This window comes from Cypionkella sinensis (genome assembly GCF_042646385.1).
Classification (GTDB): domain Bacteria; phylum Pseudomonadota; class Alphaproteobacteria; order Rhodobacterales; family Rhodobacteraceae; genus Cypionkella; species Cypionkella sinensis.
Genome location: NZ_JBHRTO010000002.1, coordinates 166,293 through 188,261, shown reverse-complemented (window position 1 = coordinate 188,261; position 21,969 = coordinate 166,293). Strand labels below are relative to the sequence as shown.

Sequence of the window (21,969 nt, the reverse complement as noted above, 5' to 3'; positions counted from 1 at the left end):
ATATCGGGACTGTTGGGCGTGATTTCAAGGATTTCCGATACAGGAAATCCTTGGGGCGTAAATGTCGCAGTAACGACGTTTCAGCGCAGCCAGTTGCTGGGCACATCCCATGCCGAACGCGCGGCTTCGGTGGCGGCTTGACGCGGCGAGATGCCGATATCGGCCAGCATTGCATCATCCAGTTTTGCCAGCTGTGCGCGCTGGCGGCGGGCGATCATGGCAAGGCGAAAACGCTTGGCCAGATCCGCAAGAGTGCCGCGCGACTGCACATGGGCTACGGCCAATGTGGAGGTGTGGAGCGAGGCGAACATAGTGATATCCTTTCAGGTTCATCGGCGTCGGTGATGTGAGTCGTTTGTTTCATCACAGCACTTGATCCTTATGCCCGAATCTGTGACATTATAAAAATGAATGCTTTTGACTTCTCGCATCAAGGATTGTGATATGACGCGGAATCTCGATCTGACCTCGCTGCGCTCTTTCGTGGCGATTGCCGATGCGGGCGGTGTGACCCGTGCGGCAGGCTTTCTCAATCTGACGCAATCGGCGGTGTCGATGCAGATCAAGCGGCTGGAGGAAATGCTGGACACGCAGCTTCTGGATCGCTCGGCGCGGCAGGTCGGGCTTACAGCGGCGGGTGAGCAGTTGCTGGGCTATGCGCGGCGGATGCTGTCATTGAACGACGAGGTGTTCGGGCGGCTGACCCAAGCCCAGCACGAGGGTGAGATCGTGCTGGGTGTGCCGCATGACATCGTGTACCCGGCGATCCCGCAGGTGCTGCGGCGGTTTGCCAAGGAATATCCGAAGATGAAGGTCTCGCTGATCTCCTCCTTCACGCGAGTGCTGAAGGCGCAGTTTGCGCGCGGCGAATGTGATGTGATCCTGACGACCGAGGCGGAAGTGTCGCCGGGCGGGCAGACTTTGGCCGAATTGCCGCTGGTCTGGGTGGGCGCGCCCGAGGGCACAGCGTGGAAGGGGCGGCCATTGCGGCTGGCCTTTGCGCATAACTGCATCTTCCGCCAAGGTGTGCAGGCGGCGCTGAATGAGGCAGGCATGCCGTGGGAGATGGCGGTCGAAAGCGACGACACCCGCGGGATTGAGGCGAGCGTTTCAGCCGATCTGGCGGTGCATGCGGTGCTGGCAGGATCAGAGCCGCCGTTTGTCGAGCGCATCGCGCATGGCGGGGCACTGCCCGATCTCGCGGTGATCAAGGTCAATATGTATGTGGCCGACCCGGTGCATTCCGAGGCGGTTTCTGCGCTGGCCGGGATGGTGCGGCAGCATTACCTGTCGCGGGCTATCCGTTCGGTGGCGTAACCCAGCGCACTAAGCCACCCAGGACTTGTTCCGGGGCCTCCGCTTTGGCCATGAGGCCCCGGATCAAGTCCGGGGCGGCTTGGGAAGGGGTTAGAGCGTGATCACCACTTTGCCGGTGGCTTTGCGCGTGCGCAGCAGTTCCAGCCCTTTAGGGTAATCGGCGAAAGGCAACTCGTGGCTGATATGTGGGCGCAATCCGCCCTCGGCAAACCACTGGAACAGCGTGCGCAGGCTGTCGGCCAACACTTGCGGTGCGAAGGTCATATAGCCGCCCCAATACAGCCCCATCACGCTGAGGTTTTTCACCAGCAGGTGATTGGCAGGGATATCGGGCAACTGACCCGAGGCAAAGCCGATGGTCAGCAGGCGGCCCTCTGGGCGGCAAGCCGACAGGGCAGCGGCAAAGGCCGGGCCGCCGACCGGATCATAGACCACATCCACACCGCCCCACGGCTTTGCGGCGGCCTTGAGCGCGGCTTTCAGATCGGGTGTATCGCTGTCGATCAACACATCTGCCCCGGCGGCGCGGGCAATCTCCAGCTTTTCTGCCCCACGCGCGCAGGCGATCACCCGCGCGCCCATACGCTTGCCGATTTCCACCGCCGTCAGCCCGACACCGCCTGCTGCACCAAACACCAGCAGAACCTCGCCAGGTTGCAGGCGGGCCTTGCGGTCAAGCGCCAGATGCGAGGTGCCATAGGCAATCTGAAATGCGGCCGCCTGCGCAAAGCTCATGCTGGCGGGCAGCGCGATCAGATGTGCGGCCTGTGCTGTGACATACTCGGCCAGTGCTCCGCCACTGGCAAAGCCTGCGACGCGATCACCGGGTTGCAACCCAGTGGCGCTATCTGGGGCGATGCTGTCGATTGTGCCTGCAAACTCCATCCCCGGAATGAACGGGAGAGTGGGGCGTTCCTGATACTTGCCCTCCGCCATGAGCAGATCGGCGAAGTTCAATCCCACCGCAGCTACTTTCACCCGCGCCTGCCCGGAAGAGGCGACTGGCAGCGCCCGCTCTGTGCGCTCTGCCGGATGGCCCAGGGCCGTGACTTGCCAAACCTGCATATTCTTCCTCTGCCTTGCGCGACGTGGTGTCAGATAGTGTGAAAAAAGGCCAAGAAAAATGCCAGTTTTGCGTGTTTCGAGACAATTTCTGTTGCGCAGCATCATCGCCGATTTACTGGAAACGATGCCACATTCGTTAACCTTCGCAATATGCGAAGAATGGGCGATTTTCATTGCATATTGCGATGCAAAATAGAACACACGCTAAAGCAGAGTTGCGCGCCTGACGTAAACGCGTGGGGGTGTAGGCTACATCCGGGGGCTGTTTCTTGTTCGCCTGTATAATTGGACATATCCAAAAAGACAGGTTTTCAGATGGCTTTCAGAGAATCTGAGGAGAAAATCGAATTTACGAAAATTGGCACGGAAATTGCTTATATGAGGGTGTTAAGGTAGCATTGAAAGTGGAGACTGTTATGAAGCACCCCGTTGACGCCCATGTCGGCAAACGTGTCCGCCATCGCCGGTGGATGATCGGCATGACGCAACAGCAGCTTGCCGATAAGGTGGGTATCAAGTTTCAGCAGATTCAAAAATATGAAACCGGGATGAACCGGGTTTCTGCCTCGCGGCTGTGGGATATCGCAGATGCGCTTGGGGTGACGATTGCATTTTTCTTTGAAGGTTTGGCCGATGGCGCGCAGGCTGCTGCGGCTGGTCACGATATGATGGCGGACAAGGAAGCCCTGGAACTGGTTCGGTCCTACTACGCCATCCCCGAAGCACAGCGCCGGCGTTTGTTCGATCTGGCGCGCGTGTTGAGTGAAGCTGCGTAACGAGTGCTTTGGTTTCTGTAACGAGTAAAGCGACGTTTCTGTTGCGTGAATTGCCCCCAATTACGTGATTGACGAAGCTTGACCGCTCGCCCGCAAGTGCTTAGCCAAGGCTGAACACTTTGCGGGCGACGGGCGTTTTAGCCCTGTGATGGGGCAAGAGATGAGAAATTTCTCCGACAATGAAGCGCAAGACATCATCGCCACGGCGGCAGCTTTGGCGGATGCGGCGCGTGTGGCGACGTTGCAGCATTTTCGCAGCGATGGGTTGACGGCAGATAACAAGGAAGCGGCGCGGTTTGATCCGGTGACGGTGGCGGACAGGCTGTCTGAGCAGCGGATGCGGGCGATCCTGGCCGAACGGCGACCTGCGGATGGGATTCTGGGCGAGGAATTCGCGCCGGTTGCGGGCACTTCAGGGCTGACATGGGTGCTGGACCCGATCGACGGCACGCGCGGCTATCTTTCTGGCACGCCAACCTGGGGTGTGCTGATTTCGGTCCGCGATGCCGATGGCGTGATTTATGGTGTGATCGACCAGCCCTATATTCAGGAACGCTTTGAGGGTGGCCTGGGTCGGGCCGAGGTGAATGGGCCGATGGGGCGGCGGGCGCTGAAAACCCGCCCGGCGCGGCCGCTGTCAGAGGCGATCTTGTTTTCGACCTTTCCCGAGGTGGGCACGGCAGACGAGGGTGCGGCGTTTCGCCGGGTGGCCCCCAAGGCCAAGCTGGTGCGCTATGGCATGGATTGTTACGCCTATGGTCTGATCGCGGCAGGGCAGATTGATCTGGTGATCGAGGCGGGGTTGCAGGCCTATGATGTGCAGGCGCCGATTGCGGTGATCGAGGCGGCGGGCGGGATTGTCACCGATTGGGCCGGCAAGCCCTGTCTGGATGGCGGGCGGGTGCTGGCGGCAGCGAATGCCGAGATCCACGCCGAGGCTTTGGCTTTGCTGAACGGCTAGACGATTTTTGAGAAAAATCGCGGGGGCTGTCTGCCCCCGACGGGCTTCGCCCTCCCCCCGAGAGTATTTCTGCCAAGATGAAGGGGCTTGGCCTGTGCGCGCGGCTTTGGTAGGTTTTGTGGGCGCGAGTCCTTCACTCCCCCTTCTGTCGCGCATTCCCTGATCCACCGAAGGGGGTGGTGAAACGGGGAAATCATGTCTGAAATTCTGATCAAGAACGCCGATGTCGTGGTGACGATGGACGGCGCGCGGCGCGAGATTGCGGGCGGCGATGTGCTGCTGCGCGATGGGGTGATTGCGGCTGTGGGGCAGGGGTTGACGACGACGGGCGCGGTGGTGGAGGCGCGGGGCTGTGTGGTCACACCGGGTTTGGTCAACACGCATCATCACCTCTATCAGACGCTGACGCGGGTGGTGCCGGGGGGGCAGGATGCGCTGCTGTTTGGCTGGTTGCAGACGCTCTATCCGATCTGGGCGAAGTTCGGGCCGGAGGAGATGTTTGTATCCGCGCAGGTGGGCTTGGCGGAATTGGCGCTTTCGGGCTGTTCGCTGACCTCGGATCATCTGTATCTGTTCCCGAATGGCGCGCGGTTGGATGATACGATTGCGGCGGCGGGCGAGGTCGGCTTGCGGTTTCACCCCACACGCGGGGCGATGAGCATTGGCGTGTCGGATGGCGGTCTGCCGCCCGACAGTCTGGTGGAGCGGGAAGCGGCCATTCTGGAGGATTGCATCCGGGTGGTGGACCGCTTTCACGATAAAGCCGAGGGGGCGATGGTGCGGGTGGGGATTGCGCCTTGCTCGCCGTTCTCGGTTTCCCGCGATCTGATGCGGGAAGCGGCGTTGCTGGCGCGCGACAAGGGGGTGATGCTGCACACCCATCTGGCGGAGAATGACGAGGATATCGCCTATTCGCTGGCGAAGTTTGGCTGCCGTCCGGGGCAATATGCCGAAGATCTGGGCTGGACGGGTGCGGATGTCTGGCACGCGCATTGTGTCAAGCTGGACGCGGGCGAGATTGACCTGTTTGCGCGCTCGGGCACGGGGGTGGCGCATTGCCCCTGTTCCAACTGCCGCTTGGGGTCCGGCATTGCGCCGGTGCGGGCGATGCGGGATCGCGGCGTGAAGGTGGGGCTTGGCGTTGATGGCTCGGCCAGCAATGATGCGGGCAATCTGGTGCTGGAGGCGCGGCAGGCGCTGCTGTTGCAACGGGTGGCCCGCGGTGCCGATGCGATGGCCGCGCGCGAGGCGTTGGAGATTGCGACGTTGGGCGGCGCACAGGTGCTGGGCCGCGGTGATTGCGGCAGCCTTGAGGTCGGCAAGCGCGCTGATCTGGCGATCTGGGATGTGTCGGGGATCGAGGCGGCGGGGTCTTGGGACCCAGTGGCCAGCCTGATCCTGTGCGGGCCTACCCGCGTCCGCGATCTGTTTGTCGAGGGGCGGGCGGTGGTGCGCGAGGGCCGGATAGCGACGATTGATCTGCCTGCCGTGATCGCGCGGCAGAACCGCTTGGCGCGGGCCTTGGTCTGAACCGGCGCAGGCTTGAGAGGTATGCCGTGAGAAATGCGCATTCCCAGCTGGGAATGACTTGTGTATTTCTGTCAAATTTTGGCCATTTTATACCATATGTTGTGATTGCGGGCTGTCCTGTGGCCAATGGGGCCCGCAATTGCTGCAAAACAGCCTGGAAATAGATTTACAGCCCAAGCCGCATCCGCTAAGACCGCGGCCATGATCACACGGACCGCCCTTATTGCCCGTCCCCGACGCCTGCGCTGAAAAGCCCAGACGTTTGATCCGCTTTGGCCCGGCGAAATGGGCTGACCCTCGTTGACTTGTCCCCTTGTCCTTGGCTACGCCTAAGGCATATCCCGTGAAAGGCCCCGCCTATGATCACCGCCGTTTTGCCCACCTATAACCGCGCGCCGATGGCTTTTGTCAAAGGCGAAGGAAGTTGGTTGACCGCCGAGGATGGCAGCCGATATCTGGATCTGGGTGCTGGCATTGCGGTGAATTCCTTGGGCCATGCCAACCCGGCGCTGGTGGCGGCTTTGAGCGAACAGGCGGCGCAGTTGTGGCATGTGTCGAACCTTTACCGCATCCCGCAGCAGGAAAAGCTGGCCGAGATGCTGGTGGACAAGACCTTTGCCGATACCGTGTTCTTTACCAATTCCGGCACCGAAGCCTGCGAATTGGCGATCAAGATGGCCCGGAAATATCACTATGACAACGATCAGGCCGACCGGGTGGAGATCATCGCGTTCGAGGGGGCGTTCCATGGTCGCTCAACCGGGGCGATCGCAGCGGCGGGATCGGAAAAGATGGTCAAGGGCTTTGGCCCGCTGATGCCGGGGTTCCGGCAGTTGAAATGGGGCGATCATGATGCGCTGCGGGCAGCGATCACCACCCGCACCTGTGCCGTGATCATCGAGCCTGTGCAGGGCGAAGGCGGTATCCGGGTGGTGCCGGATCAGTGCCTGAAGGGCCTGCGCGATCTGTGCGATGAAACCGGCACGCTGTTGATTTTCGACGAGGTGCAATGCGGGGTCGGGCGGACGGGCAAGCTGTTTGCGCATGAATGGTCGGGGATCACGCCGGATATCATGATGGTCGCCAAGGGCATCGGCGGCGGCTTTCCGTTGGGCGCGGTGTTGGCCACGGAAAACGCTGCCTCTGGCATGGTGGCGGGAACGCATGGGTCGACCTATGGCGGCAATCCGTTGGGCTGTGCGGTGGGGGCCAAGGTGATGGAGATTGTGGCCGAGGATGCGTTCCTCGACACGGTGTCGCGGCGGGCTGCGCAGTTCCGGCAGGGGCTGGAAGGGCTGGTCGCCAGCCATCCGACGGTGTTCGAGGCGGTGCGCGGGCAGGGCCTGATCCTGGGGCTGAAGTGCAAGGCGGCGAATTCTGATGTGGTGAAGGCGGGCTATGCCGAGCATCTGCTGACGGTGCCCGCGGCCGATAATGTCTTGCGGCTGCTGCCTGCGTTGAACATCACTGAGGCTGATATTTCGGAAGCGCTGGCGCGGCTGGACCGGGCGGCGGCGCGGGTTGAGGCGGCCTGATGTATCTGACCCATCCCAGCGCTGAAGCCGCGCATTGTGCGTCCCGACGAGTAGGGTGCTGACCCTTTGGTCATCCTCTCTGCTCAAATATCCCACGGGGGTTTGGGGGTGTGAAACCCCCAATCTTCGCCCAACAAGAGACGCGACATGAAACACTTCCTTGATATCCACAAAACCGATGCCAGCGATTTGCGGGCGATGATCAACTCGGCGCATGCGATGAAGCAGGCCCGCAACAACCGCCCCAAGGGCACGCCGGATGATGACCAGCCGCTGGCGGGGCGCATGGTGGCGCTGATTTTCGAGAAACCCTCGACCCGCACGCGTGTGTCGTTTGATGTCGGTGTGCGGCAGATGGGCGGGCAGACCATGGTGCTGTCGGGCAAGGAAATGCAACTGGGTCATGGCGAGACGATTGCCGATACCGCGCGGGTGTTGTCGCGCTATGTCGATCTGATCATGATCCGCACCTTTGAGGAAGCCACGCTGCTGGAGATGGCGGAACATGCGACGGTGCCGGTGATCAATGGCCTGACCAACCGCACGCATCCCTGTCAGATCATGGCGGATGTGATGACCTATGAAGAGCATCGCGGCCCGATTGCGGGCAAGAAGGTGGTCTGGGCCGGGGACGGCAACAACGTCTGCGGGTCGTTCCTGCACGCGGCGGGGCAGTTTGGCTTTGATTTCACCTTTACCGGGCCAGAGACTTTGGACCCAGAGGGCAAGTTTGTCGGCTTTGCGCGTGAGAAGGGCAGCCGGGTGACGATTGAGCGGGATCCGGTCAAGGCTGTCGCCGGGGCCGATCTGGTGGTGACGGATACTTGGGTTTCCATGCACGACCCGGAATCGGCCAAGGAGCGCCGTCACAATCAGTTGCGGCCCTATCAGGTGAATGAAGCCTTGATGAGCCGCGCCAAGCCTGACGCCTTGTTCATGCATTGCCTGCCGGCGCATCGCAATGATGAGGCGACCAGTGCTGTGATGGACGGCCCGCATTCGGTGATTTTCGATGAGGCGGAAAATCGGCTGCATGCGCAAAAGGCTGTGATGCGCTGGTGTCTGGGCGTTTGATCGCGGCCTGCCCGTGCGCGGGCAAGCTGTATTTCATATCAAAATCAATGGCTTAATGGGAGGGTATTGACCTCTAGTCAGGCCTTGAACCCCGGCGTGTGTGCTGCGCCGGGGCTTGCAATTCGCGGATTTGTGCGGCCTTGTGGCGGGCGAAATCATCGCCCGAAAGGCCCTTAAAATGCAGAACCCGGTTCCGTTCTTCACCCATTCGCTGACCGCTTTGTCGAAGATCCTTGATAAGGCCGAGGCCTTTGCCGAAGCCCGCAACATCAAGCCCGAGGTGATCCCGCAACTGCGTCTGATCGCCGATATGCTGCCGCTGTGGCGGCAAGTCACCATCGCCTGCGACCATGCCAAGGGCGCGCCTGCGCGGCTGGCGGGGCTGGACGTGCCGAGCTTTGCAGATACCGAAACCACGCTGGCCGAGCTGAAAGAGCGGATTGCCAAGACCATCGCCTTTATCGCCACCATCCCGGCGGATGCGTTTGAGGGCGCCGAGGCGCGCACGATCAGCGTCAAGGCAGGCCCGCGCGAGTTGAGCTTTCCGGCGGCGCAATATTACCACGGCTTTGCGGTGCCGAATTTCTATTTCCACATGAGCACCTGCTACAATATCCTGCGCGCCAATGGGGTTGAGATCGGCAAGACCGATTTTCTGGGGGCATAAACATGGCGACGGCATTGCTGGTGATTGACGTGCAGATGGCTTTCGTCGAGCGGCGGGCCAAGGGCTTTGTCTGGGGCAATCCAGAAGCCGAGACCAGCATTGCCGCTTTGCTGAAAGCCTTTCGCGACAAAGGCTTGCCGATGGTGCATGTGCATCACCACGACCCGAACCCCGGCGACAGTTTTCATGCCGATCAGCCCGGATCAGCGGTGCAGCCTTGCGCGGCACCGCTGGCGGGTGAGGCGGTGTTCATCAAGCAAGGCTCGTCCGGGTTTATCGGCACGGGTTTGGGTGATCATCTGGCGGCGCAGGGCATCACCGATCTGGTGGTGATTGGCGGGGCTGCGAATTACTGCGTGGAAAGCACGGTGCGGATGGCGGGGAACCTTGGCTATGCCACGACGGTGGTGGGCGATGCGCTGATCAACTTCCGCCAGATTTTGCGCGATGGCCGGGAAGTGGCGGCAGCGGATGTGTTGGAGATGACGCTGGCCAATCTGGATGGCGAGTTCGCGCAGGTCGCCAGCGCGGATGAGGTTTTGGCGCGGGTGGCGGCGTAATTTTCATTGCGGTTTGGGTGTCTTGCCCGATTTGGCCCGTGACAAATCGGGGCGCGCCTGCCTGCCCCTTGGCAGGCGCGAGTCCGCGCCCGCCCAGTCAGGCGCGCCCCGATTTTCATGGCGAAGGTTTGTGGCACAACGCCCCTTGCTCAACGGCGTTCCGCCTTATGAGCAATGAAGCGGAAAACTCTGCCCCGCAGAGTTTTCTTTCGCTTCAAAGGGGCTTCACCCCATCAGCGGCTTTGACCCTTGGCGCAAGCGCTGTGACCACCAGCAGCACCACGGCCAAAGCGGCATAGGTGGCACGGAAGCCGATGTGATCGGCGACAAAACCGATGGTCGAGGGGGCAACGAGGATGCCTGCGTAACCGACCATGGTGACGGTGGAAATCGCAGCCCCTGCCGCCATGCCGGGGTGGTTTCCGGCGGCAGAAAACATGATCGGCACCATGTTTGCCACGCCAAGGCCTGCAAAGGTAAAGCTGGCGATGGCCACGATGTCATTCGGGGCAAGCGCGCCGCCCAGCAGGCCTGCGGCCGAGATAACGCCTGAGATTTGCAGGGTTCTCACCGCGCCAAAACGATTGCGCAGACGGTCGCCGGCAAAGCGCATCACGGCCATGGCGGCGGCGAAACCAGCAAAGCCCAGACCGGCGCGGAAGATGTCGGCTCCAAGCTCGCGGCCGAGATAGATCGCGGCCCAATCCAGCACGGCACCTTCGGGCACCATCGAGAACAGCGCCATGAAGCCCAAGATCCACAGGCTTGCGTCGCGCGGCAACAGCGCATGTGGGGCGGGCTTTTCGGCTGTGGGGTGGGGCGCGTCGGTGATCAGTTTCGGCTCGGCCAGCAGCACCGTAGCCAAGGCAATCGCGGCGACCATCAGTGCCTGCGGCTCTGCCCCCCATCGCGCGATCACATAGCTGCCGCCAAGGCCGCCGACAAAGCCGCCAAGGCTCCAGAAGCCGTGGCTGGAGGACATGATGGCGCGGCCCAGGCGGCGCTCGACCTCGACCGCATTGGCGTTCATCGCCACATCCATGCAGCCGATCAGCGCGCCCATCAGGGCCATGGCGGGGGTGAGCAGCCACAGGTTCGGGGCCAGCACCACCAGCGGCAAGGCGGGGGCGGTGGCCAGACCAAAGGCGCGGGCGACGCTGCGCGAGCCGTAGGATTGAATCAGGCGGCCCGCAAACAGCATCGCACCGACAGCGCCCAGGCCAAGGGCCAGGATCAACAGGCCAAGGGCGGTGTTGCTGATGCCGTGGCGCGACAGCAGCAGCGGGATTTGCGGTGCCCAAGCGCCCATGACAAAGCCGTTGGTGGCAAACATTGCCGCGACGGCCCAGCGACCGATGTTTGGTTGTGACATGCTGCCTCTCCCTCGTTAGCGCTGACAGCAGTAGAATCTGTTCAGCGGCGGGGGAAGGGGGCGGGCTGCACCTTTTGTTTCAACTGTTTCAGGTCGGTGTGTTCAGACTGGTGGGGTGAAGCGCCATTCGGTCACTTGGGTCAGCGTGTCGCCTGCGCGCAGGGTGATCGGCGGGAAACCGGGTTTGTTGGGCGCATCGGGCCAGCCTTGGGCCTCGATCGCGACACCTTTGAAATGGTCGTGGCGGCAGTCGTAGACTTGAATGCCGGGTTCGGTGGTGGCGACGGTCAGTTGCAGGCCGGATGCGCCCGTCAAGGTCAGCGCATCGCGCAGTGGGGTTTGCTGGGTGCCTAGACAAAAGCAATTATCAAGGTCGGGGGTGTGGGTGGAAATGGCCTTGGGTTTGCGGAAATCGAACATTCCGGCGGCGGCGCGGATTTCGCCGGTGGGGATGAATTCGGGCGTGGTGGGCAGGTAGTGGTCGGCTGGGATTTGCAGGCTGTGGCCGCTGAAATCGGCGCTGCCGTCAAGGTTCCAATAGCTGTGGTTGGTGGCGTTCAGGATGGTGTCGGCGTCGGTTATGGTGGTGATGGTCAGGCGCAGGGTGGCGGGGGCTTCGGCGGTAAAATGCGCCTCGATCCGGCGGTTGCCAGGGAAGCCGCCTTCGCCATCGGGCAGGGTCAGGGCAAGGCGGCATTCGGATTGCGTGGCGTGCAGGATTTCCCACACTTTCAGATGCGTGCCCGCATCGCCGGAGTGCAGGGTGTGCTGGCCGTTGAAATTGACCTGAAACTGCAGGGTTTTGTCATCAAGCGGGGCTGTGGCATTGGTCAGGCGGTTGACGACGGGGGCGATGATCGAGCCGTGGTAGCGCAGATCGCCTTCGTAATCGGCGAGGGTTTCGGAACCTAGGGTCAGATCATGCGGGATGCCCGCCAGACGGACGGACTGCAGCACAGCCCCCCATGTCAGGATCTGGGCTGTCAGATCGCCTGCGGTCAGGGTGATGCGATCAACCGTTTCACCCGCTGCCGTTGTGCCGAAATATGCCATATGCCCCTCCTGTGCGCGGCGATCAGGGACCATCGCCGCGCCGAGGTCAAGTCGAGACGTTTAGGGTTTGGCGTTCAGGCAATCTGCCAAGGTGGTGGCGATAGAGCGCATCAGCGTGTCATAGGCATCCGGGCCGAAGGGCAGCGACGAGCCGACGGGATCCAGCGCTGCGCCGAGTTTGGTGGTGCTGCCCTGCATCAGTTGCGTCAGCAGGGCGGGGTCGTGCTGCACTTCCGGGAAGGCGCAGGCGTAGGCACCGGCCTTGAGATCGGCTTGCAGGGCGGTGAGTTTGGCAGCGCCGGGGGTGGTGGCATCGCCCAAAGCCAAGGAACCGTGGTGGGCAAGGCCGTAATGGGCGGCGAAATAGCCATAGGCGGCGTGGAAGGTGACGAAGGGTTTGTCTTTGATCGGGGCCAGTTGCGCGGTGATCTCGGCATCCATCGCCACAATGCGGGCCTTGGTGGCGGCGGCATTGGCGGCGTAGGTCGCGGCATTGTCGGGGTCGAGGCTGGAAAGGTCAGCCGCGATCAGGTCAACCCAGATTTCCGCGTTGGCGGGGTTCATCCAGGCATGCGGATCGGTGCCGTCATGGGCGTGCTCGGCGTGGTCATGCGCGGCGTGGTCGGCCTCGTCTTCGTGATGGTCCTCTTCTTCTTCGCCTTGGCCTTCGGGATAGGCTTGGGTCTGGGTGCCTTTTGCATCCAGAAGCGGCAGGGAAACCGCTTTGCTGTCTGTCATCGCACGGTCGAGCCATGGGGTCAGTTCCGGGCCGATCCAGATCACGGTATCGGCGTCTGCGATGCTTTGCATCTGGCTGGGGCGCAGTTGAAAATCATGCTCGTCTGCGCCCTTTTCCAGCAGCAGAACCGGCGTGCCAAGGTCGCCCATCACTTGGCTGACCAGCGCGTGGACGGGGGGGATGTCGGTGACAACACGCGGCACTTCGGCAAGGGCGGCACAGGGCAGGCTGGCAAGGGCGAGGGATATGATATAACGCATCGGTTGGGTCTTTCGTTTGGCGACGAAGGGCGGTATGATTGTTATATTATAACATGTCAAGGGGCCGAGATGGCAGATGATCACGCGTGTCCGGGCTGCGAGGTGCCCGATCTGGCCTTTGCGGCGCATGACCATGCGCATTGCGCGGCGGATGCTTTGACGCGGGCCGAGACTTTGGTGGCCGAAAAGGGCCTGCGGCTGACCCCGGTGCGCCGCCGTGTGCTGGAGATTTTGCTGGAGGAGCATCGCGCGCTGGGCGCTTATGATGTGCTGAACCGGCTGGCGGCCGAGGGTTTTGGCAATCAACCACCCGTGGCCTATCGCGCGCTGGATTTTCTGGAAGAACAAGGGCTTGCGCATCGCATCCGCCGCCTGAACGCCTTTACCGCCTGCATGCATCCGGGTGAGGCGCATGCGCCTGCGTTTCTGATCTGCCGCGCTTGCAATATTGTCGCCGAAGCACCTGCCGCCCCGGTGATGGTGGCCTTGCAGGGCGCGGCGGCGCAAAGCGGCTTCGTGATCGAGCGCAGCACGGTTGAGGCGTTGGGGCTGTGCCCAAGCTGTCAGGTGGCAGCATGAGCTTGCTGGCGGCGAAGGGGCTTTCGGTGCGGTTTGGCGCCGAGCCGGTGCTGAGCGATGTGTCGCTGGCGATTGAAGCGGGCGAGATCGTGACGATTCTCGGCCCGAATGGCTCGGGCAAATCGACGTTGCTGCGGGCATTGTTGGGGATTTTGCCGCTGGCGGCGGGGACGGTCACACGCGCGCCGGGGCTGCGGTTGGGTTATGTGCCGCAAAAGCTGTCGATTGACCGCAGTATGCCGATGACGGTGCGGCGGTTCTTGTCGCTTCCCGTCCGGGTGACGGATGCCGAGGCCACCAAGGCCTTGGCACGGGTGGGCTTGCCGGGGGTCGAAGAGAGGCAGATGGTGGGCCTGTCGGGCGGGCAGTTTCAGCGCGTGCTGCTGGCGCGGGCTTTGCTGGTGCGGCCACAGGTGCTGATGCTGGACGAGCCGACGCAGGGTCTGGATCAACCCGGCGAGGCGGGGTTTTACCGGCTGATCGACGAGGTGCGGCGCGAAACCGGGGCGGCGGTGCTGATGGTTTCCCACGATCTGCATGTGGTGATGGCGGCGAGTGACCGGGTGATCTGTCTGAACGGGCATATCTGCTGTCAGGGCTCGCCAGTGGTGGTGTCGAATGCGCCGGAATATCGCGCGTTGTTTGGCTTGGGGTCGCAGGGCGCGCTGGCTTTGTATCAGCACCAGCATGATCACAGCCACGAGCCGACCGGGGTGGATGCTTTTGGGCGGGCGCCGTCTGACCCGCATCATGGACATAATCATGCTTGACGACTTTCTGATGCGGGCGGCTTTGGCCGGGGTGGGGTTGGCGCTGGCGACGGGGCCGCTGGGGTCTTTCGTGGTCTGGCGGCGGATGGCGTATTTTGGCGATGCCACCAGCCATGCGGCGATTCTGGGCGTGGCTTTGGCGCTGGCGCTGCATCTGCCGATTGGGGTGGGCACGCTGATTGTGGCGCTGGCGATGGCGGGGACGGTCTCGACCCTGGCGGCGCGGGGCTGGGCGATGGATACCACTTTGGGCGTGCTCGCGCATTCGGCGCTGGCGTTCGGGTTGGTGGCGATTTCCTATGTGCCGGGGGTAAGGGCGGATTTGTCGACCTATCTGTTCGGCGATATTCTGGCGGTGTCGAAACAGGATCTGGCGTTCATCTGGGGCGGGGCGTTGTTGGTGGTGGCGCTGCTGGTCTGGCGTTGGCAGGCGCTGTTGACGGCGACGCTGAATGAGGATCTGGCGCATGCCTCGGGGTTGAACCCGGACCGCGAGCGGCTGGTGCTGACGCTGGCTTTGGCGCTGGTGGTGGCGGTGGCGCTGAAGATCGTGGGGGCACTGTTGATCGCGGCGATGCTGATCATTCCGGCGGCGGCGGCGCGGGGGCTGGCGCGGACGCCCGAGGCGATGGCGCTGTATGCGGCGGGGTTTGGGGCCTTGGCGTGCCTTGTCGGGTTGCGGCTGTCGCTGTGGCAGGACACGCCTGCGGGGCCGTCGATTGTGTCGGCGGCGGCGGTGATTTTCGCGCTGGTGGCGGTGTTTGGGCAGGTGCGGCGGGGGTAGGGGGTTGGCAGATTTGGCGTCAAGTCGTTTGCCAAGCAAACCGCCACCGCCCGGAATCAAGGCGCTTTAGCGCCGCCGGGCAGCGCCCGACCGCCCCCTCGGGCGGGCGCTATTGCCATGTCTCGCCTAGAAACCCTGGGGGATTTGGTGAGGCATAAAGTGCCTAGAAATTCTGTGGCTCGCCCACCCGGCGGTCGGGCGCTGCCCTGTGGTGGGCCTTGTGACTTAGTTGAAAATCCACGTCACAATCGCGCTTCCATGCCGCTTTCTGACACTCATGTCGTTTTTATCCGCCAGATGTCGGCTGGCCTTGCCCGCGCGGGCGTGCTTGCGGCACATATGGGGCAAATTTCCTTCGGAGAGACTCATGAAGACTCATGTCAAGGCGCTGGTTGTAGGCGGTGGTGCGGTCGGCAATGGCATTGCCTATCATCTGGCCAAGGCCGGATGGGATACCATGCTGGTAGAGCGGGACGAGCTGACCTCGGGCTCGACCTGGCACGCGGCGGGCTTGTTGCCGTTGTTCAACATGAGCTTTGCGACCACGCATATCCACAAATACTCGGTCGATTTCTACAAAAGCCTTGAGGCTGAAACCGGCCTGAACGCAGGCTTCGCGGTGGTGGGCAACCTGCGGATGGCGCAGCATCAGGAACGCATGGACGAATACATGCTGTATTCCTCGGTGGCCGAAACCGCGGGCGTGTATCACGAATTCCTGACGCCAAAGGAAATGAAAGATCGCTGGCCGCTGTTGCGCACCGACGATCTGGTGGGCGCTTTGTATCACCCGCAGGATGGCTACATTAACCCCGCCGACGTCACGCAAGCGATGGCCAAGGGCGCGCGGCAACATGGCGCGACGATCGAGCGCAAGATTCAGGTCGATGGCTACAAGTGGACCGGCAGCGAATGGATCGTGTCTTGCACCCGCATGGTGGATAAGGGCGGCAACCTGATCGCTTCGGAAGAAAAGTTCGAGATCCGCGCCGAGCATGTTGTGACCGCAACCGGCAACCATGCACAGCGCACCGCTCGGCTGTTGGGCATCAAGATCCCGGCGATTCCGGTGGAACATCAGTTCATCGTGACCGAGCCCGATCCGATGCTGCAGGAATACCGCAAGAACAACCCCGAACACCCGGTTCTGCGCGATGCAGATGCCAAATGGTATGTGCGTGAAGAACGTGGCGGCTGGATTCTGGGGCCGTATGAAAAGGGCGCACCGGCCCGGTTTGAATATTCGGTGCCAGACAGCTTCCGCGCCGATCTATTCCCGTTGGATCTGGAGCGGATCGAGGCGGAATATATGTCGATGTTGCATCGTCTGCCGTCGTCGGAAACCGTTGGTCTGAAAGACGATTTCAACGGTCCGATCTGCTACACCCCCGACGGCAACCCGCTGGTTGGCCCGGTGCCGGGCTTGCGGAATATGTGGATCGCGGAAGGCTTCTCGTTCGGTATCACCGCCGCTGGCGGCACCGGCTATTACCTCGCGCAGATGATGGTGAATGGTGAGGCCGAGATCGACATGGCCAGCCTTGACCCGCGCCGCTATGGCAGCTGGATGACCACCGAATACGCCGCGCGCAAGAATGAAGAATGTTACGATCACGTCTTCATTCTGCACCACCCGGATGAAGAACGCGAAGCGGCACGTCCGCTGCGCACCGCCCCGGTTTATGATCGGCAGAAGGCTTTGGGCGCGCAGTTTGGTCAGGTGAATGGCTGGGAGCGTCCGATCTATTACGGCCCGCTCAACGCGCCGGAAGATTTTGATCACCACACCCGCAGCTTCCGTCGTGGTGGCTGGTGGCAATATGCGGTGGATGAGGCCAAGGCGATCCGCGAAACCGCTGGTCTGATCGATGCGACTGCCTTCACCAAGCATGTGGTGAAAGGCCCCGGAGCGACGGCGTTCCTCGATTGGTTCACCTGCAACACGCTGCCGAAAGTGGGCCGGATCAACCTGACGTATGCGCTGACGCCCACCGGCACCACGCGTACCGAATACACCATCGTGCGCAACGGCGAGAACGATTATTACCTCGTTTCGGCAGGGGCTTGGACGGCTTACGACGCCGACTATCTGCGCAAATGCGCGGAAGATAAGGCGCCGGAGTTTGGCTATATCGAGATCCATGATGTGACGACCCAGTGGGGCGTGTTCGCCCTTGCCGGGCCGAATGCGCGCAAGATTCTGGCCGAGGTGATCAAGGACGAGTTCCCGGAAACCGCGCTGTCGAACAAGCGCTTCCCGTGGCTGTCGGCGCGCCGGATTGAACTTGGCATGTGCCCTGTCAATGCGATCCGCGTGGCTTACACCGGCGAATTGGGTTGGGAATTGCACCACCCGATCGAGATGCAGCGCTATCTTTGGGATCTCCTGCTGAAGGCTGGAGAGAAGCACGGGATGAAGCTGGTTGGCGCACGGGCGCAGAACTGGCTGCGGCAGGAAAAGTCGTATCGTGCGTTCGGCAACGAATTGGGCCGCGATGCAACGCCGCTCGAGGCCGCTTTGGATCGGTTCGTCGATCTGAAGAAGGATTTCCAAGGCAAGCAGGCGATGCTGGATGTGGGCATCCGTTCCAAGTGCTGCACGCTGCTGATCGACGGGCCGAGCGATACCGATCCGTGGGGCAAAGAGGCGCTGTTGCTGGATGGCGTCAAGATTGGGCGTCTGACTTCGGGCGGCTACTCGGTGGCTTTTGGCAAGCAGATCGGCATGGGCTATGTGCGGCCTGATCTGGCGGAGGTCGGCACCAAGCTGAAGGTGCGGATGAACCGCGAGCTTTGGGATGCTGTGGTGGTTGAGGATAGCCCGTTTGACCCGAGCAACGCGCGTATTCGCGTGGATGGGTGATCTGACGCAGGTTTGAGGCATGGGGCGGTGGGAGTGATCCTGCCGCCCTTTGCTTTTGGGGCTGGCGTGTCTCTATAGGCCCGAACCGAAAGAAAACTCTGCGGGGCAGAGTTTTCCGGTTCGTTGCTTGTAAGGCTGAAAGCCGTCGAGCAAGGGGCGTTGTGCCACAAACCGTCGGGTTGGAAATCGGGGCGCGCCTGCCGAGGGCAGGCAGGCGCGGCCCGATTTGTTTTCGAACAAATCGGGCAAGAATGGCGAGGTTGATTAGTGCTGGCTGGCCGCCAGCCATGCGCTCCAGTCGCGGGCGTTGCCTGCGAAGGCGTTCAGGTCGACCTTGCCGATGATGCCCGGCACCTGGCCGGTGCCGCTGTATTGCCAGAATGTCCAATGCTGGCCCGCGTAGAGGTCGCTCGGGTGGGCTGCGACCGAGCGCAGCCAGAAATCTGCGCCTTGGATCTTCCACATCTGGTTGTCTTCGAAGAAGTCGATGGCGGTGTAGACGATGGGGCGTTGGCCGTAATGCGATTGCAGGGCACGGATGAAGATTTGCGCCTCTGACCGGATATGCTCGGGGCTGTTGCGGATGCGGCAGGTGGGTGAGGTCGGCGTCCATTCCATATCCAGCACTGGGGGCAGCGCGCCACGGGTGCGGGGGACATGGGCGATGAACCAGCGCGCCTGTTCGATCGCGGGGCGGCAGTGGTAGAAGAAGTGATAGGCGCCGCGCGGGATGCCTGCGCGGGCGGCACCGTTCCAGTGCTGATCGAACATCGGGTCGGCCTGATCGCCGCCCTCCGTCGCCTTGATGAAGGCAAAACTGACGCCATTGGCCTGCGCGGTTTGCCAATCGACGGCGGTCTGGAATTTTGACACGTCAATGCCGTGGATGCGGTGGTCTTGTGGTGCGACCGAGCCGAAATCCTGCGGATGGGCATCGCCAAAATTCGCCCGCTGCGGTGTGGCGGTGTGGGAAGCGGTGGATTGCGTGGTTTCCCGCGGGCGACCGCCGCAGGCGGCGAGGGTCAGGATCAGGGCGATGGTGAGGATGTGGCGCATCGCCGCAATTTGCCAGAGGCCGCGGGGTTTGTCAGTGGGGGATTTTCGGGGGTCGGCGGGAATCCCCAAGCTGACGACGAGGCCCCGGCCTGCGCCGGGGCGGCGTGGTGTTGGGTTTTAGCCGAAGCGGGTGGGCGACAGGGCGGCGATCAGGCTGGGGCTGACGCTGGGGGTTTGGCCGGTGATCAGATCGGCGGCGAGTTGGCTGGCGGCGGGGCTGGATTGAAAGCCGTAGCCGCCCTGACCTGCCAGCCAGAAGAAGGTGGGGTCGGTCGCATCGGGGCCGATCACCAGCACGCGGTCGGGCGAGAAGGTGCGCAGGCCCGCCCAGTTCGACAGCAGTTTGGTGACGGGTTCGGTGACAAATTCTTCATATCGGGCCAGACCTTCGGCCAGCACCATATCATCGGCCCAAGCGTCGTGTGGATCCATCGGGTGTTCTTCGGCGGGCGAGACGATGAGGGCACCGGCGTCGGGCTTGGCATACCATGTCTCACCACAGCCAAACATCATCGGCCAGCAGCTGACATCATGGTCGCCGGGGGCGGGGATGCGGGCCATCGAGCGGCGATTGGGCTGGAATCCCAAGGGCTTGATGCCTGCCATTGCGGCGATCTGATCTACCCAAGCGCCAGAGGCGTTGATCAGAACGGCGGAGTCATAATCGCCCGTGGCGGTGCTGACACGCCAGCCTGCGGCGGTTTTGGCGATGGCGGTGACACGGGCATTCAGGTGAAACTCGGCACCGTTGGCGCGGGCTTCGCGGGCGAAGTTTTGCAGCAGCAGGTCGGTGTCGATGTCCCAGGCGTGATCGGCCAAGGCGGCGCGGCTGACGGTCTCGGGATTCAGGATCGGCACCAAGGCGCGAGCCTGCTCGAACGGGACTTCGGGCAGGTGCATGTCGGCGATGTCATGCGCGAAGGCGGCATCCTCGCCGGGGCGGCCGAGGATCATCAGGCCGCGTGGCGACAGCACGTTTTCGGCGGCGCGGAAGAAATCGCCGGACGCGAGCGACAGCTCGACCACCGGCGCGAGACCATAGCGCGGTTCATAGAGCGCGGCCGAGCGGCCCGAGGCGTGGTGGGCGAGGTTCGATTCCGCTTCCAGCAGGGTGACCTTGCCGTGGTGTGACAGCCGGGCGGCTGCCGAAACCCCTGCGATACCGCCACCGATGATCAGGAAATCTGTCTGCATCTTTGCCCCCTTGTTGGCGCGATTGGTCAGCAGGCTTGCGCAGAATGCAAGGGGGCGGCGGCGAAATGTTGTGAGATTCCGGCGATGTGGCGGCTGGGCCGCGTGCCGGGTGGGCGGAGTGCCGGGGGTGGTCAGCCGCGGCGTGCAGCCTCGATTTGCGCCACGTCGATCTTTTGCATCGTCATCATTGCGGCAAACGCACGTTGGGCTTCACCGCCGCCTGCGGCCATGGCTTCGGTCAGGGCGCGCGGGGTGATTTGCCAGTTGATGCCCCATTTGTCTTTGCACCAACCACATTCGCTGGCCTGCCCGCCGTTGTTGATGATGGCGTTCCAATAGCGGTCGGTTTCTTCCTGATCATCGGTGGCGATCTGCATCGAGAACGCTTCGGAATGTTTGAACATCGGGCCACCGTTCAGTCCGATGCAGGGGATGCCGCAGACGGTGAAATCGACGGTGAGGACATTGCCCTTTTGGCCGGAGGGATAGTCACCGGGGGCGCGGAACACGCCGTTGACAGAGGAATCGGGGAACAGGCTGGCGTAGAAATTGGCGGCCTCTTCTGCGTCTTTGTCATACCAGATGCAGATGGTGTTTTTTGCAGCTTTGCCCATGAGAATCGCCTTTCGGATTTGCTTTGAATTCAAGGTAGTTTTTCATCCAAGCGCGGCGATGGCAAGCAAAAGGCCCGCGCAACGCGGCGCGGGCCTTCTATGTTGGCAGAGATTGGCTTACGAAGCGCTTTCGACGCCCTTCACGAACCAGTCGATGGTGGCGAGTTGCTCGAGCGTCATCACCTCGCCCGCCTTCACCTTCTCATTGCCGTCCTGATCAAAGATCGGGCCGGTGAAGATGTCGTAGCTGCCATCCTTGTAGCCCGCCTGAACGGCATCGGCCAAGGCCACCACATCAGCGGGCACGGCGGCGTTGTAGGGCGAGATCACCACGGTGCCTTCTTTCATGCCATCCCAGGTGTCGGTCGAGGTCCAGGTGCCATCGACAATCGCCTGCGCGCGGGCGACGTAGTAGGGGCCCCAGATGTCTTCGATTGCGGTCAGGTGGGCGGTGGGGGCGAAGGCCGACATGTCAGCGCCTTGGCCAAAGCCGTAAAGGCCTTTTTGTTCAAGGATTTGCAGCGGGCCGGGGCTGTCGGTATGGGTGGTGACGATATCGCAGCCGAGGTTGATCAGCGTATCGGTCGCAGCGGCTTCTTTCGGCGGATCGAACCAGCTGTCGATCAGCACCAGTTTCACCTTGGCATCGGGGTTTTGCTTTTGTGCGGCCAAAGCAAAGGCGTTCACGCCCAACACGACTTCCGGCACCTTGTAGGAACCGAGATAGCCCAAGGTGCCGGATTTCGACATCTTGCCCGCGATGGTGCCCAGAACGGCGCGGCCTTCGTGGAATTTCGAGTTGTAAGTGGCCACGTTGTCGGCGCGTTTGAAGCCGGTGCAGTGTTCAAACTTCACATCGGGGAATTCTTTGGCGACGGTCAGGGTCTGTTCCATGTAGCCATAGGAGCAGGTGAAGATCAGCTTGCAGCCTTGGTTGGCCAGATCGCGGATCAGCGGGATCGCCGAGGCGTCTTCGGCGACGTTTTCGACATAGACCGTCTCGACCTTATCGCCGAGCGCGGCATCGACAGCCTCGCGGCCTTTGTTATGCGCCCAGGTCCAGCCGTAGTCGCCGATGGGGCCGAGGAAGATGAAGCCGATCTTGATCTTGTCTTCGGCCCGCGCGGCGGTGCCGACCAGAGAAAGCGTCGCGGCAGCGCCTGCGGCTTTCATCAGGTTGCGACGGTTGAGTGTCGTCAT

At 62.2% G+C, this 21,969-nt stretch carries 21 protein-coding genes; 12 read left to right on the top strand and 9 right to left on the bottom strand.

Features of this window, described 5'->3' with window-relative positions; all coding sequences use genetic code 11:
* Nucleotides 1-80: 80 nt before the first annotated feature.
* Nucleotides 81-311, bottom strand: a complete 231-nt coding sequence (locus ACFOGH_RS16125; protein ID WP_380074189.1) for a DUF1127 domain-containing protein — start codon at nucleotides 309-311, stop codon at nucleotides 81-83.
* 133 nt (nucleotides 312-444) lie between these two features.
* Here ACFOGH_RS16125 and ACFOGH_RS16120 point away from each other — a divergent pair, with 133 nt between their 5' ends.
* Nucleotides 445-1,317: a LysR family transcriptional regulator gene (locus ACFOGH_RS16120; protein ID WP_380074188.1), complete on the top strand. Its 873-nt coding sequence runs from the start codon at nucleotides 445-447 to the stop codon at nucleotides 1,315-1,317.
* 90 nt (nucleotides 1,318-1,407) lie between these two features.
* Here the strand turns inward: ACFOGH_RS16120 and ACFOGH_RS16115 are convergent, their stop codons facing one another.
* Nucleotides 1,408-2,382: an NADPH:quinone oxidoreductase family protein gene (locus ACFOGH_RS16115; protein ID WP_380074187.1), complete on the bottom strand. Its 975-nt coding sequence runs from the start codon at nucleotides 2,380-2,382 to the stop codon at nucleotides 1,408-1,410.
* A gap of 416 nt (nucleotides 2,383-2,798) precedes the next feature.
* Here ACFOGH_RS16115 and ACFOGH_RS16110 point away from each other — a divergent pair, with 416 nt between their 5' ends.
* The 7 genes from ACFOGH_RS16110 (at nucleotide 2,799) to ACFOGH_RS16080 (ending at nucleotide 9,485) form a co-directional block, all read left to right on the top strand.
* Nucleotides 2,799-3,158 (top strand): helix-turn-helix domain-containing protein, encoded by a 360-nt coding sequence (locus tag ACFOGH_RS16110; RefSeq protein ID WP_380074186.1) that lies wholly within the window; start codon nucleotides 2,799-2,801, stop codon nucleotides 3,156-3,158.
* Between the two features lie 160 nt (nucleotides 3,159-3,318).
* A complete protein-coding gene (locus ACFOGH_RS16105) occupies nucleotides 3,319-4,119 on the top strand; it encodes an inositol monophosphatase family protein (RefSeq protein WP_380074185.1) in 801 nt (266 codons plus the stop codon).
* Nucleotides 4,120-4,314: 195 nt separating this feature from the next.
* The gene (locus ACFOGH_RS16100) at nucleotides 4,315-5,649 is read left to right on the top strand and encodes an 8-oxoguanine deaminase (protein ID WP_380074184.1); all 1,335 of its coding nucleotides are present in this window, start codon (nucleotides 4,315-4,317) and stop codon (nucleotides 5,647-5,649) included.
* 359 nt (nucleotides 5,650-6,008) lie between these two features.
* Nucleotides 6,009-7,184 (top strand): aspartate aminotransferase family protein, encoded by a 1,176-nt coding sequence (locus ACFOGH_RS16095; protein ID WP_380074183.1) that lies wholly within the window; start codon nucleotides 6,009-6,011, stop codon nucleotides 7,182-7,184.
* 147 nt (nucleotides 7,185-7,331) lie between these two features.
* Nucleotides 7,332-8,258 (top strand): ornithine carbamoyltransferase, encoded by a 927-nt coding sequence (argF, locus tag ACFOGH_RS16090; RefSeq protein ID WP_380074182.1) that lies wholly within the window; start codon nucleotides 7,332-7,334, stop codon nucleotides 8,256-8,258.
* Nucleotides 8,259-8,436: 178 nt separating this feature from the next.
* The gene (locus tag ACFOGH_RS16085; RefSeq protein WP_380074181.1) at nucleotides 8,437-8,925 is read left to right on the top strand and encodes a DUF1993 domain-containing protein; all 489 of its coding nucleotides are present in this window, start codon (nucleotides 8,437-8,439) and stop codon (nucleotides 8,923-8,925) included.
* A 2-nt stretch (nucleotides 8,926-8,927) separates the two neighbouring features.
* The gene (locus tag ACFOGH_RS16080; RefSeq protein WP_380074180.1) at nucleotides 8,928-9,485 is read left to right on the top strand and encodes an isochorismatase family protein; all 558 of its coding nucleotides are present in this window, start codon (nucleotides 8,928-8,930) and stop codon (nucleotides 9,483-9,485) included.
* A 214-nt stretch (nucleotides 9,486-9,699) separates the two neighbouring features.
* Here the strand turns inward: ACFOGH_RS16080 and ACFOGH_RS16075 are convergent, their stop codons facing one another.
* The 3 genes from ACFOGH_RS16075 to ACFOGH_RS16065 all read right to left on the bottom strand — a co-directional run bounded on the left by ACFOGH_RS16075 (nucleotide 9,700) and on the right by ACFOGH_RS16065 (nucleotide 12,909).
* Nucleotides 9,700-10,857 (bottom strand): MFS transporter, encoded by a 1,158-nt coding sequence (locus ACFOGH_RS16075; RefSeq protein ID WP_380074179.1) that lies wholly within the window; start codon nucleotides 10,855-10,857, stop codon nucleotides 9,700-9,702.
* A gap of 102 nt (nucleotides 10,858-10,959) precedes the next feature.
* The gene (locus tag ACFOGH_RS16070; protein ID WP_380074178.1) at nucleotides 10,960-11,910 is read right to left on the bottom strand and encodes an aldose epimerase family protein; all 951 of its coding nucleotides are present in this window, start codon (nucleotides 11,908-11,910) and stop codon (nucleotides 10,960-10,962) included.
* A gap of 60 nt (nucleotides 11,911-11,970) precedes the next feature.
* Nucleotides 11,971-12,909 (bottom strand): zinc ABC transporter substrate-binding protein, encoded by a 939-nt coding sequence (locus ACFOGH_RS16065; RefSeq protein WP_380074177.1) that lies wholly within the window; start codon nucleotides 12,907-12,909, stop codon nucleotides 11,971-11,973.
* A 69-nt stretch (nucleotides 12,910-12,978) separates the two neighbouring features.
* On the opposite strand from ACFOGH_RS16065, the gene ACFOGH_RS16060 reads away from it, so the two are divergent.
* From ACFOGH_RS16060 to ACFOGH_RS16045, 4 genes are all read left to right on the top strand, one after another.
* On the top strand, nucleotides 12,979-13,488 hold the full coding sequence (locus ACFOGH_RS16060; protein WP_380074176.1) for a transcriptional repressor: 510 nt from the start codon (nucleotides 12,979-12,981) through the stop codon (nucleotides 13,486-13,488).
* Complete coding sequence (locus ACFOGH_RS16055; RefSeq protein ID WP_380074175.1) at nucleotides 13,485-14,258, top strand: ATP-binding cassette domain-containing protein; 774 nt, start codon at nucleotides 13,485-13,487, stop codon at nucleotides 14,256-14,258. Before ACFOGH_RS16060 ends, ACFOGH_RS16055 begins: the two co-directional genes overlap by 4 nt.
* Nucleotides 14,251-15,042: an iron chelate uptake ABC transporter family permease subunit gene (locus ACFOGH_RS16050; protein ID WP_380074174.1), complete on the top strand. Its 792-nt coding sequence runs from the start codon at nucleotides 14,251-14,253 to the stop codon at nucleotides 15,040-15,042. Before ACFOGH_RS16055 ends, ACFOGH_RS16050 begins: the two co-directional genes overlap by 8 nt.
* A gap of 367 nt (nucleotides 15,043-15,409) precedes the next feature.
* Nucleotides 15,410-17,905, top strand: coding sequence for a GcvT family protein (locus ACFOGH_RS16045; protein WP_380074173.1), 2,496 nt, complete (start codon nucleotides 15,410-15,412; stop codon nucleotides 17,903-17,905).
* Nucleotides 17,906-18,169: 264 nt separating this feature from the next.
* On the opposite strand, the gene ACFOGH_RS16040 is transcribed toward ACFOGH_RS16045, so the two are convergent.
* From ACFOGH_RS16040 to ACFOGH_RS16025, 4 genes are all read right to left on the bottom strand, one after another.
* Nucleotides 18,170-18,961 carry a glycoside hydrolase family 25 protein gene (locus ACFOGH_RS16040; protein WP_380074172.1) on the bottom strand — a complete coding sequence of 264 codons (792 nt, stop codon included), beginning with the start codon at nucleotides 18,959-18,961 and terminating at the stop codon, nucleotides 18,170-18,172.
* Nucleotides 18,962-19,078: 117 nt separating this feature from the next.
* Nucleotides 19,079-20,155, bottom strand: coding sequence for an NAD(P)/FAD-dependent oxidoreductase (locus tag ACFOGH_RS16035; RefSeq protein ID WP_380074171.1), 1,077 nt, complete (start codon nucleotides 20,153-20,155; stop codon nucleotides 19,079-19,081).
* Between the two features lie 131 nt (nucleotides 20,156-20,286).
* Complete coding sequence (locus ACFOGH_RS16030) at nucleotides 20,287-20,769, bottom strand: VOC family protein (protein ID WP_380074170.1); 483 nt, start codon at nucleotides 20,767-20,769, stop codon at nucleotides 20,287-20,289.
* Between the two features lie 117 nt (nucleotides 20,770-20,886).
* Complete coding sequence (locus ACFOGH_RS16025) at nucleotides 20,887-21,969, bottom strand: BMP family ABC transporter substrate-binding protein (RefSeq protein ID WP_380074169.1); 1,083 nt, start codon at nucleotides 21,967-21,969, stop codon at nucleotides 20,887-20,889.

Bases quoted from the DNA above. Each gene is read 5' to 3' on its own strand.
- ACFOGH_RS16125 (WP_380074189.1), bottom strand. From the start codon at position 311: ATGTTCGCCTCGCTCCACACCTCCACATTGGCCGTAGCCCATGTGCAG.
- ACFOGH_RS16120 (WP_380074188.1), top strand. From the start codon at position 445: ATGACGCGGAATCTCGATCTGACCTCGCTGCGCTCTTTCGTGGCGATT.
- ACFOGH_RS16115 (WP_380074187.1), bottom strand. From the start codon at position 2,382: ATGCAGGTTTGGCAAGTCACGGCCCTGGGCCATCCGGCAGAGCGCACA.
- ACFOGH_RS16110 (WP_380074186.1), top strand. From the start codon at position 2,799: ATGAAGCACCCCGTTGACGCCCATGTCGGCAAACGTGTCCGCCATCGC.
- ACFOGH_RS16105 (WP_380074185.1), top strand. From the start codon at position 3,319: ATGAGAAATTTCTCCGACAATGAAGCGCAAGACATCATCGCCACGGCG.
- ACFOGH_RS16100 (WP_380074184.1), top strand. From the start codon at position 4,315: ATGTCTGAAATTCTGATCAAGAACGCCGATGTCGTGGTGACGATGGAC.
- ACFOGH_RS16095 (WP_380074183.1), top strand. From the start codon at position 6,009: ATGATCACCGCCGTTTTGCCCACCTATAACCGCGCGCCGATGGCTTTT.
- argF (WP_380074182.1), top strand. From the start codon at position 7,332: ATGAAACACTTCCTTGATATCCACAAAACCGATGCCAGCGATTTGCGG.
- ACFOGH_RS16085 (WP_380074181.1), top strand. From the start codon at position 8,437: ATGCAGAACCCGGTTCCGTTCTTCACCCATTCGCTGACCGCTTTGTCG.
- ACFOGH_RS16080 (WP_380074180.1), top strand. From the start codon at position 8,928: ATGGCGACGGCATTGCTGGTGATTGACGTGCAGATGGCTTTCGTCGAG.
- ACFOGH_RS16075 (WP_380074179.1), bottom strand. From the start codon at position 10,857: ATGTCACAACCAAACATCGGTCGCTGGGCCGTCGCGGCAATGTTTGCC.
- ACFOGH_RS16070 (WP_380074178.1), bottom strand. From the start codon at position 11,910: ATGGCATATTTCGGCACAACGGCAGCGGGTGAAACGGTTGATCGCATC.
- ACFOGH_RS16065 (WP_380074177.1), bottom strand. From the start codon at position 12,909: ATGCGTTATATCATATCCCTCGCCCTTGCCAGCCTGCCCTGTGCCGCC.
- ACFOGH_RS16060 (WP_380074176.1), top strand. From the start codon at position 12,979: ATGGCAGATGATCACGCGTGTCCGGGCTGCGAGGTGCCCGATCTGGCC.
- ACFOGH_RS16055 (WP_380074175.1), top strand. From the start codon at position 13,485: ATGAGCTTGCTGGCGGCGAAGGGGCTTTCGGTGCGGTTTGGCGCCGAG.
- ACFOGH_RS16050 (WP_380074174.1), top strand. From the start codon at position 14,251: ATGCTTGACGACTTTCTGATGCGGGCGGCTTTGGCCGGGGTGGGGTTG.
- ACFOGH_RS16045 (WP_380074173.1), top strand. From the start codon at position 15,410: ATGAAGACTCATGTCAAGGCGCTGGTTGTAGGCGGTGGTGCGGTCGGC.
- ACFOGH_RS16040 (WP_380074172.1), bottom strand. From the start codon at position 18,961: ATGCGCCACATCCTCACCATCGCCCTGATCCTGACCCTCGCCGCCTGC.
- ACFOGH_RS16035 (WP_380074171.1), bottom strand. From the start codon at position 20,155: ATGCAGACAGATTTCCTGATCATCGGTGGCGGTATCGCAGGGGTTTCG.
- ACFOGH_RS16030 (WP_380074170.1), bottom strand. From the start codon at position 20,769: ATGGGCAAAGCTGCAAAAAACACCATCTGCATCTGGTATGACAAAGAC.
- ACFOGH_RS16025 (WP_380074169.1), bottom strand. From the start codon at position 21,969: ATGACGACACTCAACCGTCGCAACCTGATGAAAGCCGCAGGCGCTGCC.